The 17,284-nt window shown below is 73.4% G+C and carries 20 protein-coding genes; 12 read left to right on the forward strand and 8 right to left on the reverse strand.

Features of this window, described 5'->3' with window-relative positions:
* The first annotated feature begins 50 nt into the window (after window positions 1–50).
* From dapE to KU893_RS15270, 5 genes are all read left to right on the forward strand, one after another.
* Window positions 51–1,148: a succinyl-diaminopimelate desuccinylase gene (dapE, locus tag KU893_RS15250; RefSeq protein WP_218235232.1), complete on the forward strand. Its 1,098-nt coding sequence runs from the start codon at window positions 51–53 to the stop codon at window positions 1,146–1,148.
* Window positions 1,149–1,215: 67 nt separating this feature from the next.
* A complete protein-coding gene (locus KU893_RS15255; protein WP_218235233.1) occupies window positions 1,216–1,944 on the forward strand; it encodes an LOG family protein in 729 nt (242 codons plus the stop codon).
* Between the two features lie 10 nt (window positions 1,945–1,954).
* On the forward strand, window positions 1,955–2,620 hold the full coding sequence (locus tag KU893_RS15260; protein ID WP_246592693.1) for a DUF6278 family protein: 666 nt from the start codon (window positions 1,955–1,957) through the stop codon (window positions 2,618–2,620).
* Window positions 2,621–2,734: 114 nt separating this feature from the next.
* Complete coding sequence (locus tag KU893_RS15265) at window positions 2,735–2,902, forward strand: DUF3117 domain-containing protein (protein WP_181410991.1); 168 nt, start codon at window positions 2,735–2,737, stop codon at window positions 2,900–2,902.
* Window positions 2,889–4,469 carry a leucyl aminopeptidase family protein gene (locus KU893_RS15270; RefSeq protein WP_218235234.1) on the forward strand — a complete coding sequence of 527 codons (1,581 nt, stop codon included), beginning with the start codon at window positions 2,889–2,891 and terminating at the stop codon, window positions 4,467–4,469. The genes KU893_RS15265 and KU893_RS15270 overlap by 14 nt, the downstream gene beginning before the upstream one ends.
* A gap of 16 nt (window positions 4,470–4,485) precedes the next feature.
* On the opposite strand, the gene KU893_RS15275 is transcribed toward KU893_RS15270, so the two are convergent.
* The gene (locus tag KU893_RS15275; protein WP_257441400.1) at window positions 4,486–5,142 is read right to left on the reverse strand and encodes an O-methyltransferase; all 657 of its coding nucleotides are present in this window, start codon (window positions 5,140–5,142) and stop codon (window positions 4,486–4,488) included.
* Window positions 5,143–5,316: 174 nt separating this feature from the next.
* Between KU893_RS15275 and sigE the strand changes: the two genes are divergently transcribed.
* The 3 genes from sigE to KU893_RS23655 all read left to right on the forward strand — a co-directional run bounded on the left by sigE (window position 5,317) and on the right by KU893_RS23655 (window position 7,901).
* Entirely contained in the window at window positions 5,317–5,931 is a 615-nt protein-coding gene (gene sigE, locus KU893_RS15280) for an RNA polymerase sigma factor SigE (protein WP_218235235.1), read from the forward strand.
* Window positions 5,928–6,404 (forward strand): anti-sigma factor family protein, encoded by a 477-nt coding sequence (locus tag KU893_RS15285; protein WP_218235236.1) that lies wholly within the window; start codon window positions 5,928–5,930, stop codon window positions 6,402–6,404. Before sigE ends, KU893_RS15285 begins: the two co-directional genes overlap by 4 nt.
* Window positions 6,405–6,485: 81 nt before the next feature.
* Window positions 6,486–7,901 (forward strand): S1C family serine protease, encoded by a 1,416-nt coding sequence (locus KU893_RS23655; protein ID WP_218235237.1) that lies wholly within the window; start codon window positions 6,486–6,488, stop codon window positions 7,899–7,901.
* Window positions 7,902–7,958: 57 nt separating this feature from the next.
* On the opposite strand, the gene KU893_RS15295 is transcribed toward KU893_RS23655, so the two are convergent.
* Complete coding sequence (locus tag KU893_RS15295; protein WP_218235238.1) at window positions 7,959–8,210, reverse strand: helix-turn-helix domain-containing protein; 252 nt, start codon at window positions 8,208–8,210, stop codon at window positions 7,959–7,961.
* Window positions 8,211–8,419: 209 nt separating this feature from the next.
* Between KU893_RS15295 and KU893_RS15300 the strand changes: the two genes are divergently transcribed.
* A complete protein-coding gene (locus tag KU893_RS15300) occupies window positions 8,420–9,013 on the forward strand; it encodes a hypothetical protein (RefSeq protein WP_218235239.1) in 594 nt (197 codons plus the stop codon).
* A 13-nt stretch (window positions 9,014–9,026) separates the two neighbouring features.
* Entirely contained in the window at window positions 9,027–10,253 is a 1,227-nt protein-coding gene (locus KU893_RS15305; protein ID WP_218235240.1) for a CpaE/TadZ family protein, read from the forward strand.
* A gap of 25 nt (window positions 10,254–10,278) precedes the next feature.
* On the opposite strand, the gene KU893_RS15310 is transcribed toward KU893_RS15305, so the two are convergent.
* From KU893_RS15310 to KU893_RS15325, 4 genes are all read right to left on the reverse strand, one after another.
* The gene (locus tag KU893_RS15310; RefSeq protein WP_218235241.1) at window positions 10,279–11,691 is read right to left on the reverse strand and encodes a DUF4389 domain-containing protein; all 1,413 of its coding nucleotides are present in this window, start codon (window positions 11,689–11,691) and stop codon (window positions 10,279–10,281) included.
* 34 nt (window positions 11,692–11,725) lie between these two features.
* The gene (locus KU893_RS15315) at window positions 11,726–12,637 is read right to left on the reverse strand and encodes a hypothetical protein (RefSeq protein WP_218235242.1); all 912 of its coding nucleotides are present in this window, start codon (window positions 12,635–12,637) and stop codon (window positions 11,726–11,728) included.
* 100 nt (window positions 12,638–12,737) lie between these two features.
* Window positions 12,738–14,072, reverse strand: a complete 1,335-nt coding sequence (locus KU893_RS15320) for a hypothetical protein (RefSeq protein ID WP_218235243.1) — start codon at window positions 14,070–14,072, stop codon at window positions 12,738–12,740.
* Window positions 14,069–14,428, reverse strand: a complete 360-nt coding sequence (locus tag KU893_RS15325; protein ID WP_218235244.1) for a cupredoxin domain-containing protein — start codon at window positions 14,426–14,428, stop codon at window positions 14,069–14,071. Before KU893_RS15325 ends, KU893_RS15320 begins: the two co-directional genes overlap by 4 nt.
* A gap of 145 nt (window positions 14,429–14,573) precedes the next feature.
* Between KU893_RS15325 and KU893_RS15330 the strand changes: the two genes are divergently transcribed.
* On the forward strand, window positions 14,574–16,046 hold the full coding sequence (locus tag KU893_RS15330; RefSeq protein WP_257441401.1) for a WS/DGAT/MGAT family O-acyltransferase: 1,473 nt from the start codon (window positions 14,574–14,576) through the stop codon (window positions 16,044–16,046).
* Between the two features lie 8 nt (window positions 16,047–16,054).
* Window positions 16,055–16,276, forward strand: coding sequence for a hypothetical protein (locus tag KU893_RS15335; protein ID WP_218235246.1), 222 nt, complete (start codon window positions 16,055–16,057; stop codon window positions 16,274–16,276).
* Here the strand turns inward: KU893_RS15335 and KU893_RS15340 are convergent.
* A complete protein-coding gene (locus KU893_RS15340; RefSeq protein WP_218235248.1) occupies window positions 16,273–16,755 on the reverse strand; it encodes a DUF2505 domain-containing protein in 483 nt (160 codons plus the stop codon). The two genes, KU893_RS15335 and KU893_RS15340, sit on opposite strands and share 4 nt — an antisense overlap.
* Before the next feature lies 1 nt (window position 16,756).
* Window positions 16,757–17,239: a DUF2505 domain-containing protein gene (locus tag KU893_RS15345; protein WP_218235249.1), complete on the reverse strand. Its 483-nt coding sequence runs from the start codon at window positions 17,237–17,239 to the stop codon at window positions 16,757–16,759.
* Window positions 17,240–17,284 lie beyond the last annotated feature (45 nt).

Genomic DNA, 17,284 nt, shown 5'->3' on the forward strand with positions numbered 1-17,284 from the left:
ACGGGCACCGGTCGGGCCGTGACGCCCGGCACGCTGGTTGACTGTCACCCGTGCCCGGCTCAACGACCCCGCTCGACCTGACCGCCGACGTCGTCACCCTGACCCGCCAGCTGGTCGACATCGAGTCGGTCAGCCGCCACGAGCAGGAGATCGCCGACGCGGTCGAGGCCGCGCTGCAGGCGTTGCCGCACCTGAGCGTGACCCGCCGCGGGCACACAATCGTGGCCCGCACCGACCTCGGGCGGCGTTCGCGGGTCGTGATCGCCGGCCACCTCGACACCGTTCCGGTCAACGACAACCTCCCGAGTCGGTACGACGAGGCCACGGGCATCCTGCACGGCCTCGGCACCTGCGACATGAAGGGCGGCGACGCGGTCATCCTCAGGCTCGCGGCGACGCTCACCGAGCCGGTCCACGACATCACCTACGTGCTCTACGAGGCTGAGGAGATCGAGGCGGTCCACAACGGCCTGCGACTGTTGGGGGAGTCCGACCCCGACCTGCTGGTGGCCGACTTCGCGATCCTCATGGAGCCGTCCAACGCCGGGGTCGAGGCGGGCTGCCAGGGCACCCTGCGCGTCGAGGTCCGCACCCGCGGCGAGCGCGCGCACTCCGCGCGCAGCTGGCGCGGGGTCAACGCCATCCACGGTGCCGCCGAGGTGCTCGACCGGCTGGCGGCGTACGACGCTCGCAGGCCGGTCATCGACGGCCTGGAGTACCACGAGGGACTCAACGCGGTCGGGATCCGCGGCGGGGTCGCCGGCAACGTGATCCCCGACGAGTGCGTGGTGACGGTCAACCACCGCTTCGCCCCCGACCGCTCCGAGGCGGAGGCGCTGGCCTTCGTCGAGGAGTTCTTCGCGGGCTTCGAGGTCACCCTCACCGACAGCGCGCCCGGTGCACTGCCGGGTCTGGACCGGCCGGCCGCGAAGGCCTTCGTCGAGGCCGTCGGGGGACAGGTCGCGCCGAAGTTCGGCTGGACCGACGTCGCCCGCTTCACCGTCCTCGGCGTGCCGGCGGTCAACTACGGGCCCGGCGACCCGCTGCTGGCCCACAAGCAGGACGAGCACGTCGAGGTGGCCCAGATCATCCGGTGCGAGCAGCAGCTGCGGACGTGGCTCACGACCCCCCAGGAGGAGCAGGCATGATCCACCCCACGAAGTTCCACGCTTCCCCCGCTGCGGTCCGCCAGCGCACGACTTCGCGGGGACCCCGGTGACCAGGCGCAGCGGCGGCGGACCCCGTCCCAGCGCGGGCCGACCCGAGGGATCGACCACCGACCAGCGGCTGCTCGACAGCCGGGGTGACAGCGGCTGGGTGCACACCGACCCGTGGCGGGTGATGAAGATCCAGGCCGAGTTCGTCGAGGGCTTCAACGACCTCGCCGAGGTGGGGCCGGCGATCTCCGTGTTCGGGTCCGCGCGGATCGCGGACCACCACCCGGCGTACGACATCGGGGTGCGGGTGGGCGCGGCCCTGGTCGAGGCGGGCTTCGCGGTGATCACGGGTGGTGGCCCGGGCGCGATGGAGGCCGCCAACAAGGGTGCGATGGAGGCCGGCGGCGAGAGCATCGGCCTCGGCATCGAGCTGCCCTGGGAGACCCGGCTCAACGACTACGTGACGTTCGGCCTCAACTTCCGCTACTTCTTCGTGCGCAAGATGATGTTCGTGAAGTACAGCCAGGGCTACGTCGTCCTGCCGGGCGGACTCGGCACCCTCGACGAGCTGTTCGAGGCGATGACGCTGGCGCAGACCCTCAAGATCACCCAGTTCCCGATCGTGCTGATGGGCGTCGAGCACTGGCAGGGCCTGATCGACTGGATGCAGGGCACGATGCTCGAGGACGCGCGGATCCAGCGGACGGACCTCGACATGCTCACCCTCACCGACGACGTCGACGAGGCCGTGGCGCTGATGGTCGCGGCGCGCGGCCGGCACCGCTGAGGAGCCGCCGATGTCCCACCCGATGATGTGGGTGTTCGCCGTCCTCATCGTGCTGGCGATGGGCGGTGTCGCCCTGCTCGCCGCCGGCCGAGGTGAGCCGATGGCGCCGGCCTATGACGACCGGCCGGACGCCCTCGTCCCGGCGGCCGGTCCCGTGCGGGCCGAGGACCTGCGCCGAGTGCGGTTCTCGCTCGCGCTGCGGGGCTACCGGATGGCGGAGGTCGACACGCTTCTGACGCGCTTGGCCCGCGAGATGGAGGGCGACCGGCCGGCCGCCGTGCCCGCCGCTGCGGCGGTGCCGACCGGGCTGGTCCGCCTGCTGGCCGAGAAGTGGGCGGGCGAGCACCCCGCCGGCACCGACATCCTCGACTTCTCCGCCGAGAGCGTCGACCAGGTGGAGTCCTCCCTCGACCAGTGGTCGCGCCGGCCCGGCCGCGGACGGGCGGCCGGCGAGGTCGACGTCTGGGCGGCCGGCGCCTACCTGGGAGAGGTCCTGGTCCGCGCGGTGCCGGGCGCCGAGTGGGCCACCTCGGCCGGACGCGACGCGATGCCGGTCGTGACGATGCCGTCGGGTCGCGTCGAGGACCCGATCGGCAAGGCCATGGCGCGTTTCGACGGCGACGAGCACGACAGCGTCATCGACTTCGTCGACGCGGCGCTGGCAGCCGAGACCTGACGACGATCGGGTCTCGACTGCGCGGCTGGTGGGCCATGGGGAATAATGATGCTGCGCACAGTCGGTGGCACAGGGCTCCGGCGGCTCGCAGAGGTAGTGGAAGAGGGGTGCCGCATGGCGGCGATGAAGCCTCGGACCGGCGACGGTCCGCTCGAGGTCACCAAGGAGGGGCGCGGCATCGTGATGCGTGTCCCGCTCGAAGGTGGTGGCCGACTCGTGGTCGAGCTCAATGCCGAGGAGGCAGCCGCGCTCGGTGACGCGCTGAAGAATGTCATCGGCTGACGCACGCCGCCCGGTCCTGCCGGGACAGGTCTCTCCCCCCGAATTCGCTGCCAGCGAGCTGCTCCCCGGCGCCATCAAGGGCGTCGACGTCGTCGCACTCCCGGTCCTGCCGGGCGACGACGGCAGCCTGCTGCTCGGCCCGGGGGCCGCTGAGCTGGCCGACGAGCTCGGTCTCGACCTGGTCGGCTTCGCCGAGATCCACGGCCTCACCGGTGCGACCGCCCAGGTGGCGGTCGTCCCCGTGCCCGACGGCACCCCGGCCAACCCCGCGCTGCGGGTCGTGCTGCTCGTCGGTGTGGGCGCCGCGCGCCCGATCGACCTGCGCCGCGCCGGGGCCGCGATGGCCAAGGCCGCGCGCGACCGCGGCGCGGTCGTCACCTCGATCCCGGCCGTCGCCGAGGACACCTCGCCCGACGACCCGATCGCGCTCGAGGCATTCGTCGCCGGCACCATGCTCGGCTCCTTCGGCTTCCACTGGCGCTCGACCGGCCCCGAGCACCAGCCCGTACGACGCGTGGTCCTCGCCGCGGCCAGCACCGACCGGGCGGCGCTGGAGCGCGCCGTCGCCCTCGGCGGCGCCGGCTGGCGCTCCCGCCTGCTGGCGACGGTCCCCTCCAACCTGAAGAACCCGGCCTGGTTGGCCGAGCAGGCCGAGGAGATCGCGGCCGCGAGCGGCCTCGACGTACGCGTGTGGGACGAGGACGACCTGGACCGCGACGGGTTCGGCGGCATCCTGGCCGTGGGCGCCGCGTCCGCGACCCCGCCCCGCCTGATCCGCCTCGACTACACCCCGGCCGGTGTCTCCGCCCGCGCCGCGAAGAAGCTGCCGGTCGTGGTCCTCGTCGGCAAGGGCATCACCTTCGACACGGGCGGGTTGTCCATCAAGCCGGCCGCCTCGATGGGATCGATGAAGCGCGACATGACCGGCGGTGCCGTCGTGCTCGCGACCATGGCCGCCCTCGCCGACGTCGACTGCCCGGTCCGCGTGATCGGCCTGGTCGCCGCCGCGGAGAACGCCGTCTCCGGCAGCGCGCTCCGTCCCGGTGACGTGGTCCGCCACCACGGCGGCCGCACCACCGAGGTCGGCAACACCGACGCCGAGGGCCGGCTGGTCCTCGCCGACGCGCTCGCGTACGCCGTGGCCGAGCTCGCCCCCGCTGTCGTCGTCGACATCGCCACGCTCACCGGCGCGGTGAAGGTCGCCCTCGGCCAGCAGGTCGGCGGCCTGTTCGCCAGCGACGACGCGTTGGCGGGCGCACTCGACGCGGCCGGGGCGCGGGCGGGGGAGCCGCTGTGGCGCTTCCCGCTCTACCGCGGCTACGAGGACAAGCTCGTCTCGAAGGTCGCCGACGCGGCCAACGACCCCGGCGGGCCCGGCGCGATCACCGCTGCGTTGTTCCTGCAGCCGTTCGTGGGGGACGTCGCGTGGGCGCACCTCGACATCGCCTCGGTCGGCGACGTCGAGAAGGAGTGGCACGAGTGGACCGTCGGTCCCTCGGGCTTCGGCTCCCGGCTGCTGCTGTCCTGGCTCGGCTCGGCCGACCCGCTGGCGGGGATCGGCGCCTGACGACGCGGCCCGGAGGTCAGTCGGCCTCCGGGACCCACTCCTTCTTCGCGACCAGCAGGCCGTCGCCGACGGGCAGCAGGGCGGGGACGAGGCCGTCGGTCGCCGCGACCTGCTGGACGAGGTCCCGGATCGCGACCGTCTCGTCGTCGCGCTGGGCCGGGTCCGCGACGCGGTCGTGCCACAGCGCGTTGTCGAACGCCACCACGCCGCCGGGGCGGAGCAGGCGCAGCGCCTCGGACAGGTAGGCGCCGTACTCGCGCTTGTCGCCGTCGGCGAAGACGATGTCGTAGTGGCCGTCGGTCAGCCGGGGGAGGACGTCGAGCGCGGAGCCCGCGATCGTGCGGACCCGCTGCGGCGCGACGCCGGCGTCCTTGAACGACTCCTTGGCCAGCCGCTGGTGCTCGGCCTCGACGTCGACCGTGGTCAGCACGCCGTCCGCGCGCATGCCGCGCAGCAGCCAGACGCCGGAGACTCCGGTGCCGGTGCCGATCTCGACGACCGCACGGGCCTCGAGGGCCGCGGCGAGGAAGCGCAGCGTGGCACCGGTGCCGGCGCCGATCGGGGTCACGCCGACCTCCTCGGCGCGCGAGCGCGCGGCGGCGAGGACGTCGTCCTCCCCGACGTAGGCGTCGGCGAAGGTCCAGCTGGCAGCGTTGATGGGTGTCGGGGCCACGGGCTCACCCTAGAGCGTGCCGGGCCCCGGGCCGTGGACCGTCGCCGGGAACACCCGGTCGCCGCCGATCGTTGTGGCCAATGATTGGGGAGTTCACAGGGAACGCTCAGGACTTGTCCCTACGGTGAGAGGAGCCAGGAGACCTTGGCGCTGATCCAGCGGAAGAAGGCCACGATGAAGGAGCCCGTCGATCCCCACCCCCAGCCCGCCACCGGGCTGGGCCAGTCCGACCTGGACTGGGGACGCATCGTCGAGGAGCACTCCGACCGTGTCTACCGGCTCGCCCTGCGGCTGACCGGCAACCGTCACGACGCCGAGGACCTCACCCAGGAGGTCTTCGTCCGCGTCTTCCGCTCGCTGCACACCTACACCCCCGGCACGTTCGAGGGCTGGCTGCACCGGATCACCACCAACCTGTTCCTCGACCAGGCCCGCCGCAAGCAGCGGATCCGGTTCGACGCCCTGTCCGACGAGCGCGCCGCCCGTCTCGCGAGCGCCTCGCCCGCCCCCGACCTGGCCTACGCCGAGCAGACCTTCGACGACGACGTGGCCGCCGCGCTGGCGTCGCTGCCCCCCGACTTCCGCGCCGCCGTCGTGCTGTGCGACATCGAGGGCCTCACCTACGAGGAGATCGCCGAGATCCTCGGCGCCAAGCTCGGCACCGTGCGCTCCCGGATCCACCGCGGCCGCGCGCTGCTGCGCACCGCGCTGGCCCACCGCGCCCCCGCGGCCGGCCGGACCCGGTACGCCGGTCCCGCGCCGCTCGTCGCCGGGGGAGTCGCGACGTGATCGGCCACCTCGGCGACCGGGTCAGCGCGCTCCTCGACGGACAGCTCTCCGCTCGGGACACCGAGGAGGCGTGGGCGCACGTCTACGTCTGCCACGCCTGTCGCGACCTGGTCGAGCGCGAGGGCTGGGTGAAGACCCGCCTCGCCGGCCTGTGCGGCGCCGAGCGCGGCGCCCCCTCCGACCTCAAGGGGTCGCTGCTCAGCATGCCCCCCGGCGACGCCCTGCTCGCCGGCCACGAGCCGCACGCCGCACACCGTCGTACGGCGGGTGCCGTGGTGATCGGCGGCGGCGCGATCGGCGCCGCGATGCTCGGTGTGCTGGCGTTCGGCTTCGCGCCCGGCGGCGCCCCGCCGGCGGACCGACGACCGCCTGCCACCCAGATCAACACCACGGTGCCGGCCCCGTCCGGCACCACCGGATCGACGCCGCCCGACCGGGGGCTCCCGGTGCCGGTGCGCCGGATGCTCCCCTGACCACCCTGACCAGCCGGACCACCGTGACCACGCTGGACGCCCACGCCCGGCCACTGTTGGGCGATCGGACATGATGGACCCGTGAACGACGCGCACGATCCCGACCACGAGCCCACCGAGCCGCTGGGGCCGCTCGACGTGCCGTCGACCGATCCCGACCCCGAGCCCGAGCCCGTCACCGGGCAGCCGCACCCGCAGTGGGCGCCGCCGGGGCCCGGCGTCACGCCGCTCCCCGAGGCCGCGCTCGCGGCCGCTCCTGTGGCGGCGCCCGAGCCGACCACGCCGCTGCCGGGACTGGCTCCGTCGCTGCTGCCGCCCCCGCCGGTCCCCGCCGGCCCGGACCTGACCGTCCGGATGCCGCTTCCGCAGGCCGAGCGCGGCGGCGCGAAGCTCGCCGGCTGGGTGATCCCCGTGGTCGCAGCGGTCGCGCTGATCCTCGGCCTCGGCGGCGGCCTCCTCGGCGCGCTGGCCTACGACAAGATCGCCGATGACTCGCCGTCCGGGCCCGGCTATGCCGGAGACGGCCTCGCGGGCGTCGACCTCGAGGACACCGCCCCGCTCGCCGCGCCCGGCTCGGTCGCCGACGTCGCGCAGGCCATGTTGCCGAGCACCGTCCAGATCATCGCCGAGTACGGCGGCGAGGACGCCGGTGCCACCGGCTCCGGCTGGGTGATGGACGGCGACGGCCACATCGTCACCAACAACCACGTCGTCGCCGAGGCCGCCAAGGACAACGGCCCGATCGTCGTCGTCGACCACGACCGCAACCGGTACGACGCCAAGGTGGTCGGCCGCAGCCCGATCTACGACCTGGCCGTGCTCTACGTCGAGAAGCACGACCAGCTCAAGCCCGCCAAGCTGGGCTACGCCGCCAAGCTCCAGGTCGGCGAGCCGGTCGTCGCCATCGGCTCCCCGCTGAGCCTGCCCGACACCGTCACCTCCGGCATCGTCAGCTACCTCCACCGCCCCGTCACCACGGGCTCCACGGCCGAGGACTCCTCCTGGATCGACGCGATCCAGACCGACGCCGCGATCAACCCCGGCAACTCCGGCGGCCCGCTGGTCAACCAGAAGGGCGAGGTGGTCGGGGTCAACTCCGCCATCGCCACCGCCGGCGGCGGCTCGGTCGACGCCGAGGCAGGCAACATCGGCGTCGGCTTCGCGATCCCCGTCGAGCAGGTCCGCGTCACCGCCGACCAGATCCTGCGCACCGGCAAGGCCCAGTACCCCGTCATCGGCGCCAAGGTGAAGACCGGCGGCGTGCCCACCGGCGACGGCGCGGAGCTCGACGAGATCATCGCCAAGAGCCCCGCCGAGAAGGCCGGCCTGCGCCGCGGCGACCTGATCACCCACGTCAACGGCAGCCGGGTCGCCGACGGCACCGCGCTGATCGTCGCCATCCGGACCTACCAGCCCGGCCAGACGATCCAGTTCACCATCAAGCGCGGCTCGCAGCAGAAGAAGGTCGACGTCACCCTCGACGGCGAGGAAGGCTGACCCGCCCCGCCCGCACCGGACGACGCCGGCACCGGGCGTGGCCGAACCCGGTGGGGGTCAGTCGACCTCGGACTCCACGAACGGGTGCTCGGCGACGTACCGCTCGGTGTGGCGGTACTGCTGGCTGATGTACTCCTCGAGCCGGCTGCCCTCGACCCGCCACTGCCCGCGCCCGCCGATCTTGATCGCCGGCAGCTCGCCGCGGCGCACCAGCGCGTAGACCTGCGCACTCGAGGTGTTGAGCACCTCGGCGACGTCGGCGAGCGTCAGGAAGCGCGGGCTGCCGGGACTGCCGGGACGATCGGGCATGGGCCCATCGTCGCATCCGGTGCCGACCTCCGCAGCCAGGGGCACGGCGTGCCTGTGGACGACCAGGTGACGGCGGCGCGCCCGCGCTGCATGATGACCTGGTGTCCAGAGATCTCGGGAGCTCGACGGGCACGCCTGTCCCACCGGCCGCCCAACGGGTGGCCCGGCCGGCGTGGCGTGACCCTCGGTTGTGGTTCGGAGTCCTGCTCGTGGCCGGCTCGGTCGTCGGCGGGGCGCGGCTGCTGGCGGCCGCCGACGACACCGTGACGGTGTGGGCGATGACGGGGGAGCGAGGCGCCGGTACCCCGGTCCGCGCCGACGACCTCGTCGTCCAGCGGGTGCGGTTCGCCGACGACCTGACGCTGGGGCGCTACTTCGCGGCCGACGAGCCGGTGCCCGATGACCTGGTCCTGGTCCGCGCGGTCGGCGAGGGCGAGCTGCTGGCCCGCTCCGCCGTCGGAGCGGCCGACGACGAGGCCGTGCTGCGCGTGCCGCTCGAGGTCGACCCCAACCGGGTGCCGCCCGACGTGGCGGCCGGGTCGGTCGTCGACGTGTGGCTCACCGACGGTGCCGGCCCCGTCGGCACGCCGGCCACGCCTGCCGCCAGGGACAGTCCGGCGAAGGCCGACGGCCCGGCGCTCAGCGAGGTCACGGTCGTCGCCGCGCCGGCGTACGACGACACCTTCGCCGTCACCGGCGCCCGGCAGCTCGTCGTCGCGGTCGACGACGAGCGGGCGGCGGAGTTCGAGCAGCTTCTCGGTGCGCTGCAGGACCCGGTGATCCGGATCCTGCAGCGGTCGTGAGGTCGTGGCCGCGATGAGCAAGACCGTCGTGCTGCTGGTCTCCTCCGGGGCCGCCTGGGAGTCGCGCGCGCTGACCGCGCTCAACGACCACCCCGGGACCGTCCTGCTCCGGCGGTGCGTCGACGTCGCCGACCTGCTCGCCGCTGCCCGGACGGGCCAGGCCGACGTCGCGGTGGTCGCGACCGACCTGCCCGGCCTCGACCACGGCGTCGTCGACGACCTGCTCCAGCACGGCGTGCGCGTGGTCGGCGTCGCCACGGATCCCGACCTCACCGGGACGCATGCCGCGCGGATCGGCATCGTCACCGTCCTCGCCGCCGGCCGGGTCGCCGAGCTGGCCGACCTGGTCTCGGGGCTACCGGCCGATCCCACCCACCCCGCCCCGGCGTACGACGACCTGCCGGTGCTCGACCCCACCGACCCCGCGCCCGGGCGTGATGCCGGCCCGGCCGGCCGGGTGCTGGCCGTGTGGGGTGCCGGGGGAGCGCCCGGCCGCACCACGCTGGCGAGCGGTCTCGCCGGCGAGCTCGCGCGGCGCGGCCTGACCACGCTGCTGGTCGACGCCGATCCCCACGGCGGCGCGGTGGCCCAGCAGCTCGGCGTCCTCGACGAGGTCTCCGGCCTGCTGGCCGCGGCTCGGCTGGTCGGCGCCGGCACGCTCGACGAGCGGTTCGTGACGGTGCAGCGCCGGCTCTCCGACCACCTGCGGGTGCTGACGGGGCTGCCGCGGCCCGACCGCTGGGTGGAGCTGCGGCCCGGCATCCTGACCGCGATCGTCGAGCGGGCCCGACAGGACGGCCAGGTCGTCCTCGACACCGGCTTCAGCCTCGAGCCCGACCCGGGCGAGGTCACCGGCCGGCCCGAGCGCAACGGCCTCACCCGCGAGGCGGTCGCGGTGGCTGACGAGGTCGTGCTCGTCGGCTCTGCCGACCCGGTCGGTCTGGCCCGGCTGGCCCGCGCGCTCACCGAGCTCCACGAGCACGTCCCCGACCCGCGGGTGCGCGTCGTGGTCAACCGGATGCGCCCGACCCTCGGCTGGCGTGAGAGCGACGTCGTCGCGATGCTCGCCGGCTTCGGCCCGCACCTCGACGTGCACTTCCTGCCCGACGACCAGGCCGCCCTCGACCGCGCCCTCGTCGCCGGCCGCCTGCTCGTCGAGTCGGGAGAGTCCGCGCTGACCCGGGCGGTCGGTCGGCTGCTCGACGCCGTGGCCGGCGTGCCCGCGTCGCGGGCCAGGTGAGCACCCTCCCGAAGCGATGCCCGGGTCAGGGCCGGCGCAGGGCCAGGAGCAGCGCGACGCCGCCGCCGGCCAGGAGGACAAGACCGCCGACCAGCAGGCCGGCGGCGAGGTCGTCCAGCACCGGCAGGGTGGCTCCGGCGGTGACCGAGGGCTCGACCGGGGCGGCGCCGTCGGCTCGCATCACGACCACGGTCCAGCTGCCCTCCCGCGGGGTGAACGTGACCTGCTGTCGCCTGCTGCCCGCGGCCGACTCGCGCCAGATCCCCGCCTTCTCCGGGAGCACCGAGGGCGGGCCGCCGGCGGTCACGTCGTAGACCGGGCCGTCCTCCCCGTCGACCGGTCCCGTGACACTCGAGTGCCCGACGCCGGCGAGGTAGGCGGCCGCCGCGTCGCTCTCGGCGATGCCGATGAAGACCTCGCCGTCGTCCAGGCGTGCGCTCACCCGCACGTCACCGACCAGGCGTTCGGGAAGCTCCACGGCCGCGCCGGCGCCCTCGATCTCGAGGTCCTCGGAGACGAGGGCGTGTCCGGGGGCGCGCAGGTGGATCGCCGAGGTGGTGAGGTACCCGTCGGCGTCGCGCGCCGAGCGGTCCACCACCAGGGCGGTGGTCCCGGCCGCGATCAGGCCCAGGGCCGCGAGCAGGGCCAGGCAGGCGGCGACCACGGCGACGACCCGCCCGGCGCCCCAGCCGCGCGGGGCGCTGGGCGGAGCGGTCGGCGGCGCCGCTGGCGGCGGGGACGGCACCCGTCCCGGTTCGGGGGCCAGGGCGCCTCCGGGGTCCGGCTCGGAACCGCCCAGGTCGAGGCGGAACGGCGGGTACTGGTCGGTCATCAGGCACGCGTAGGCCGTGACCCGCAGCACCCAGCGGTTGAGCCCGACGACCAGGTCGTGGATGCCACGCGGGTAGCGGCCGGTGAAGAGCAGGGCGACGCCGGCGATCAGCACCAGCACCTGGATCAGGCCCCACGCGCCCATCCGTCGATCGTCGTCCGACCCGCTGACGACGTACCACCCGCCACCCAGGAAGAACCCCACGACGACGTAGTGCGGGATCGCCAGCAGCCACCACTTCACCAGGGCCAGGCCGCGGGAGAGGCGCTCGGGATAGTCGACGTCGAGGTGCGCGGCGTCGTCCGCGCGCTCCGCCAGGGTGAACGGCGGGTACTGGTCGGTGCCGAGTCCGCCGTAGGCGTAGTAGGCGACGCGCCAGGTCCAGCGCAGGACCCCGACGTTGAAGTCGAAGGCCGCGCGCGGGTAGCGGCCGGTCACCACGATCGCGACGAGGGCCACCACGCTCAGCACGAGGAAGGCGAGCCAGAGGAAGGCCAGCACGACGAAGTGCGGGATCGCGAGGAGCCACTTGACCAGCCAGAGCCATCGACTGAGCCGGGGTTGCAGGGACGCGTCCAGCCGGGCGGGACAGCGGGGACTGCTCATCATCTTCCCTCTCGGGTCGTCGGTGCGGTGCGGCTCACTCCCACAGCCTCGGCCGCAGGAACCTGCGCCGATCGGCGTGGAGCTCGCGCAGCCACCGAGCGACCAGCCAGGCGCTGGCGACCAGCAGCAGGACGGAGGGCGCCGCGTCGGGACCGAGGTGCACCGGCTCGCCGGTGACCAGCGCGGCCCCGACCCCGGCCCACAGCGCCGTGAAGAGCGTGATGACCTTGATCAGGGCCACGACGGCCAGCGGACCGCCGATGCGTCGACCACGCAGCAGGAGTGCCCCGACCGCAGCGATGCACGGCAGCACCACCACCAGGTCGAGGACGAACACCGGGTACGCCGTGCCGCCGACCCCTTCCGGGTCGGGAGCCGCGCCGCCGAGGGCGTAGGGCGCCAGGGTCGAGAGCCACAACAGTGCGAACAGGACCGCGACGCCGACGAGCGTCCACCCGGTGCCGCGCTCGAGCGGCCGGGACACGCGGGTCCAGGCCGCACCCCGCAGGCGCGCCAGTCCGTCGAGCAGAGCCGCGCCGGCCGCCAGCTCGATCGCGACGTACACGAGGAAGACCCGGTTCATCGGGACGCCGGTCAGGTAGATCGCGTAGCTGTAGGCCACGTAGGCCAGCAGCCCCAGCCGGACCAGGTGCCCCCGCGGGGAGAGCACGGGGCGCCGGACGAGGAGGACGAGCAGACCCGCGACCGCGACGCTGCACACGTCCTGGGCGCGCGCGCCGAGGACGGTGGCGTCCGGAAGGTCGCGGTAGGCATCAGGTGCCGAGAGTCCGTACGCCGACGCGGTCGTGATGCCGACGGCGAGGACGAGGCTCGACCACAGGGCCAGCGGACCGCGGCGCACGTCGGCGCCCGGTGCGCAGCCCGCGCCGCCGCGTCGTACCGGGGGTGCGACGCCCGTCGTCGCTCCGGCGGCTGTCCTCGTCATGGCGCCAGCGTCCGGGACCACCCGCTGCCGGCCACAGTGCACAACGTCCCGGCGAGCGTGGTCGAAGGTCCCGCGCCCCGCCGACGGCCGTGCGGGGTGCTCAGGAGCTGAACAGCAGGAACAGTCCGCCGGCGGTGAACCCGACCATCACGAAGAGCAGGGGCAGCTGGCCGGTGATCTGGTCGCGCTTGGGCAGCAGGCTCAGCGCCCGGTCGTGCGCGGCGATGGCGGCGACGACGTGCCCGACGACGACGGCCAGCACCTTGATCGTGGCCAGGACCTCCGGGTGGTAGGAGAACCAGTAGGACGGCTCGAGCGACGCCGTTCCCAGGATGTCCCAGCCCTTGCCCAGCGGGTCGCTGGCCCGGGCGAGCGTCTGGGTGCCGCTGTCGATGAACAGCGTCAGGTAGTGGGCGACGATGTAGCCGAGCACGATCGGCACGATCGAGTGGGCGTAGTTGCGCGCCAGCATGCGGCGCGGCACGTCGGCCCGCGACGGGGTGAGGGCGCTGCCGATGCTGAACAGCAGGCCCGCGACGAGGCAGAAGCCGACGAGTGCCACGTTGTCGAGCAGGAACTTGCTGACCGAGGCGTCCTGGTAGGTCTTGATCCAGAAGGTCGACTTGCTGAACGAGTCGAAGGCGGTGCTGCCGAAGAGCACTGCGACGACACCCACCAGACCGGGGGTCGGCCTGATGGTCGCGAGGTTGGCCAGCGGGCTGCGGATCACGAGGCGCCCCTCGACCCGGGCCCAGGGGGAGAGCTTCGCGATGAGCGAGGAGTACACCTCGAACGGGTCGGCGTACGCATAGAAGCGGTTGCCGAACACGGCGCCGCCGATGAGCATGACGCCGATGTAGACGGCGCACCACAGGCGTACCGTGCCCAGCTCGGCCGAGTGCGTGGAGACCAGCTCGAGCCACACGAACGCGAACAGGCCCAGCGCCGCCGGCCAGTAGCCGAGTCGGTCGGGATAGCGCAGCGGGCCCTCGTCGACGTCGCTGCCGGTGAGCCGGGTGAGGGCGGCGTGGAGCGTGCGCACGGGGCTGATCGCGCGCCACACCGGTCCGAACAGGGCCGAGGCGAAGACCAGCCCGACCCACCACCAGACGTAGAAGATGCCGAAGAACGGGTTCGTCAGGGTGTCCTGGCCGAGCACCGCGGTCATCGCGGCGAAGAGCGCGACGACCATGCCGACGGTGCGCAGCACGACCGTGAAGGCCGTGGAGCCGGTGACCCGGTCGAGCCAGGCGGGTGCGGGCCGTCCGGGGTGCGCACCGCCGTCGTACCGCGGGCGCTGCCAGGCCACCACGAGGACGGTGAAGGAGACGACGAGCGCGGCGACGGCGCCGGACACGGCGAGCTCGAGCGAGATCGGCAGGTCGGCCTGGCCGCCGATGCCGTGGGCCTCGACGGTGCCGGAGAGCGGGGTCACCGGACTTCGAGCTGAACGACGATCTGGGCTGGGTCGTGCGACTCCACCTCGATGACACCGGGGCGGTCGATCGTGATCGGGAAGGTCTGGGTCCCCGACTCGTAGGGGAACTCCTGCTCCGGGTCGGAGTGCACGTGCAGCGAGCCGGCGGTGTCGGCGGTCACCACGAGGTCGATCGGCTGGCCGGCGGACACCTTGACCCGGTCGCCCTTCGGCGTGATCGCGCCGTCCTCGACCGTGATGTCGACGACGACCTTCTCCTCGGAGCCCGCCTTCTCGTCGGAACCGCACGCAGCGGCGGTCCCGAGGAGCATGATCCCGGCGAGCGCCGCGCCGATGACGCGCAGCCGCTGCATGGTTCCTCCTGTCGCAGAACACCCGTGGACGAGAATCCACGGATGGTCGGTGTTGTCTGCCAGAATCTCACGTGATCCCAAGGCGTCCGGATGGGGCCGGTCGTCGATGGCCCGGGGATCCGTCCAGAGCTGGGAGAACCACGTGGTGGATCGGGTGCGTCCGCGCGACCTGACGTTCCTCGAGCAGGAGTCGCCGCAGACGCCGCAGCACAACGCGACCATCGAGATCTTCGATCCCGGCGAGGGTCCCGACGCCTTCGACCACTCCCGGCTGGTCGCCCTGATCCGCGACCGGATCGCGTTCGTGCCGCGGTACCGCCAGCGGCTGCAGGCCGTGCCCGGGCACCTCGCGAACCCGGTGTGGGTCGACGACGAGAAGTTCGACCTCGGCTTCCACGTGCGACGCTCCGCGTTGCCGCGCCCCGGCACGTCCGCCCAGCTCCTCGAGCTGGTCTCGCGGATCGTGTCCCGCCCGCTCGACCGCACCCGCCCGCTGTGGGAGATCTACTTCGTCGAGGGGCTCGAGGGCGGCCGGGTCGCGCTGCTCTCCAAGACCCACCAGGCGCTCGTCGACGGCGTCCACACCGTCGACCTCGGGCAGCTGCTGCTCGACCTCCAGCCGGAGGCGCGCGCGCTCGAGCCCGACGACTGGCAGCCGCGGCGCTCGCCCAGTCCCGCCCACCTGCTCGGCGGCGCGGTGCGTGACAACCTCACCGACCCCGGCGAGCTGCTCGACACCGTCCGCACCGGCTCCCGGGCGCTGGCGCGCAACGCCGACCGTCGCAGCGAGCGCGCCCGGTCCTTCCTGGCCGCGGCCACGGGGCGCCGGCCGAGGACGCGCGGGGTCATCAACGGCCCGCTCTCCCAGCAGCGCCGGGTCGTGACCGTCGAGACCCGGCTCGCGGACTACCGCCGGATCCGCGAGGCCCACGGCGGCACCATCAACGACGTCATCCTCGCCACCGTCACCGGCGGCCTCCGGGCCTGGCTGATGACCCGCTCCGAGTCGATGGGCGGGCTGCGGCAGGTGCGTGCCGTCGTCCCCGTCTCGGTCATCGACGAGGAGCTCGAGGCCACCTCGCTCGGCAGCCAGATCGCCGCCCACTTCGTCGACCTGCCGATCGGCGAGCCGAGCCCGGTCGTGCGTCTGCACCAGGTGTCCTACTCCTTCCAGGCCCACAAGGACACCGGCCGCAGCGTCGCCGCCAACCGGCTCGCCGGGATCGCCGGCTTCGCGCCGACCACCTTCCACGCGATCGGCTCGCGCGTCGCGTCCGTCGAGCTGCGCCGCGGCTACCAGCTGTCGGTGACCAACGTCCCGGGGCCGCAGGCGCCGCTGTACGCCGCCGGCGCCCGGATGCTCGCGAGCTACCCGGTCCCGCCCCTGACGCCCGGCCACCCGCTCGCGATCGGCGTGACGTCGTACGACGGCGGGGTCTGCTACGGCATCACCGCCGACCGCGACTGGATCCCCGACGCCGACGTCCTCGCCGCCTGCCTGCGCGAGGCGCTCGACGAGCTGCTCGACCTCTCGTCCTCCAGCCGTCAGCGCGCGCCTCGCGGGCGTCGCGCGACGAGGTCGACCACCCAGGGGTCGGCGAAGGACAAGCAGCGCTGAGTGAGAAGATGGGTGCCGTGATCCCGCTGCACCTCGGTGCCCTGCACCCGGCCGAGCAGGCCGCCACGATCGTGCTCGCGTTCGGGCCGTTCCTGGTGCTGGGGATCGTGATCGCCGTGCGCCGCCGCGCCGAGTCCGACGAGGCCGACGAGTCCGACGAGGCCGACGAGGCCGACGAGGACCTCGACGGGGCGGACGAGCACAGCGAGACGGACTCGGCAGGCTCCTAGGAGGCGAGCCACTCCTTGCCGGTGCGCTCCTCGGCGCGCAGTGCGCTGCCGAGGAGCTTGGCGAGCAACTCCTCGATCTTGCCCGCGACGAGCGGGATCTTGACCTTGATCTCGAGCTCGACGGTCTCCTTGGTGACGCCGTCGGTCTCGACGAGGGTCGCGGTGCCGTTGATCTCGCCGGGCTTGCCGGGGATGCCGACCGTGATGGTCGCCGTGAGCGGGCTGGCCCAGGTCTCGGTCTGCACGATCGTGGTGGTCGCGCCGATGAACTTCTTGGCGAACGCCGGCACCTTGTCGGTGGGCTGCTCCATCTCGATCCGCACGGCCTTCGCGTCGACGTTGCCCTCGATCTCGACGGTGTACGACGTCGCGCGCTGGTTGCGGCACACGGTCTCGCGGAACACCGGGTCGGACAGCATGGCCGCGACCTCGATCGCGGGGGCGTCGTACGTCATCTCGTGCACCAGTCGGGTCGCCATCTCAGCGCTCTCCCTTCAGCCAGGCCACGCCCACGGCGTGCTCGGTGGTCAGACCTGCGTCGATGTTGTCGGCCATCAGCTTCTCCAGCTTGCCTGCGACCAGCGGGACCTTGACGACGACGTCGAGCTCCTGGACGTACGTCGTCCCGGCGCCGCTCGCCGAGAGCCGGATCGTCCCGGTCGCCTTGGTGGGCTTGCCGGGGGCGGTGATCTCGATGGTGCCCGACGAGGGGTCGGTCCACTCCTCGCGGATCACGGCCTGGGTGGTGTCTCCCGCGATCTTCTTCGCGATCGCCGGCAGCCCGGCGGTGTTCTGCACCTGGTCGCTGACCAGCGTGAAGCCGGCACCGGCCGGGGTCAGGGTGACGTCGATGGACACGACGTCCTGGGCGGCGCCGACCTTCTCGCGGAAGGCGGCGTCCGCGAGCATCGCGAACACCTCCTCCGGCGCGGCGTCGTAGGCGAGCTCTCGGCTGTATCGCATACGAGACATCATGTCGCATGGGCCGGTTGTGAGGCGTGATGACGA

The sequence above is a fragment of the Nocardioides daeguensis genome, assembly GCF_019192965.1.
GTDB lineage: Bacteria > Actinomycetota > Actinomycetes > Propionibacteriales > Nocardioidaceae > Nocardioides > Nocardioides daeguensis.

Excerpts from the sequence above, each read along its gene's own strand:
- KU893_RS15260 (WP_246592693.1), top strand. The coding sequence starts at position 1,955 with ATGTCCCACCCGATGATGTGGGTGTTCGCCGTCCTCATCGTGCTGGCG.
- KU893_RS15345 (WP_218235249.1), bottom strand. The coding sequence starts at position 17,239 with ATGCGATACAGCCGAGAGCTCGCCTACGACGCCGCGCCGGAGGAGGTG.
- KU893_RS15315 (WP_218235242.1), bottom strand. The coding sequence starts at position 12,637 with ATGACGAGGACAGCCGCCGGAGCGACGACGGGCGTCGCACCCCCGGTA.
- KU893_RS15265 (WP_181410991.1), top strand. The coding sequence starts at position 2,735 with ATGGCGGCGATGAAGCCTCGGACCGGCGACGGTCCGCTCGAGGTCACC.
- sigE (WP_218235235.1), top strand. The coding sequence starts at position 5,317 with ATGAAGGAGCCCGTCGATCCCCACCCCCAGCCCGCCACCGGGCTGGGC.
- KU893_RS15340 (WP_218235248.1), bottom strand. The coding sequence starts at position 16,755 with ATGGCGACCCGACTGGTGCACGAGATGACGTACGACGCCCCCGCGATC.
- KU893_RS15295 (WP_218235238.1), bottom strand. The coding sequence starts at position 8,210 with ATGCCCGATCGTCCCGGCAGTCCCGGCAGCCCGCGCTTCCTGACGCTC.
- KU893_RS15335 (WP_218235246.1), top strand. The coding sequence starts at position 16,055 with ATGGGTGCCGTGATCCCGCTGCACCTCGGTGCCCTGCACCCGGCCGAG.
- KU893_RS15270 (WP_218235234.1), top strand. The coding sequence starts at position 2,889 with ATGTCATCGGCTGACGCACGCCGCCCGGTCCTGCCGGGACAGGTCTCT.
- KU893_RS15310 (WP_218235241.1), bottom strand. The coding sequence starts at position 11,691 with ATGAGCAGTCCCCGCTGTCCCGCCCGGCTGGACGCGTCCCTGCAACCC.
- KU893_RS15305 (WP_218235240.1), top strand. The coding sequence starts at position 9,027 with ATGAGCAAGACCGTCGTGCTGCTGGTCTCCTCCGGGGCCGCCTGGGAG.
- KU893_RS15325 (WP_218235244.1), bottom strand. The coding sequence starts at position 14,428 with ATGCAGCGGCTGCGCGTCATCGGCGCGGCGCTCGCCGGGATCATGCTC.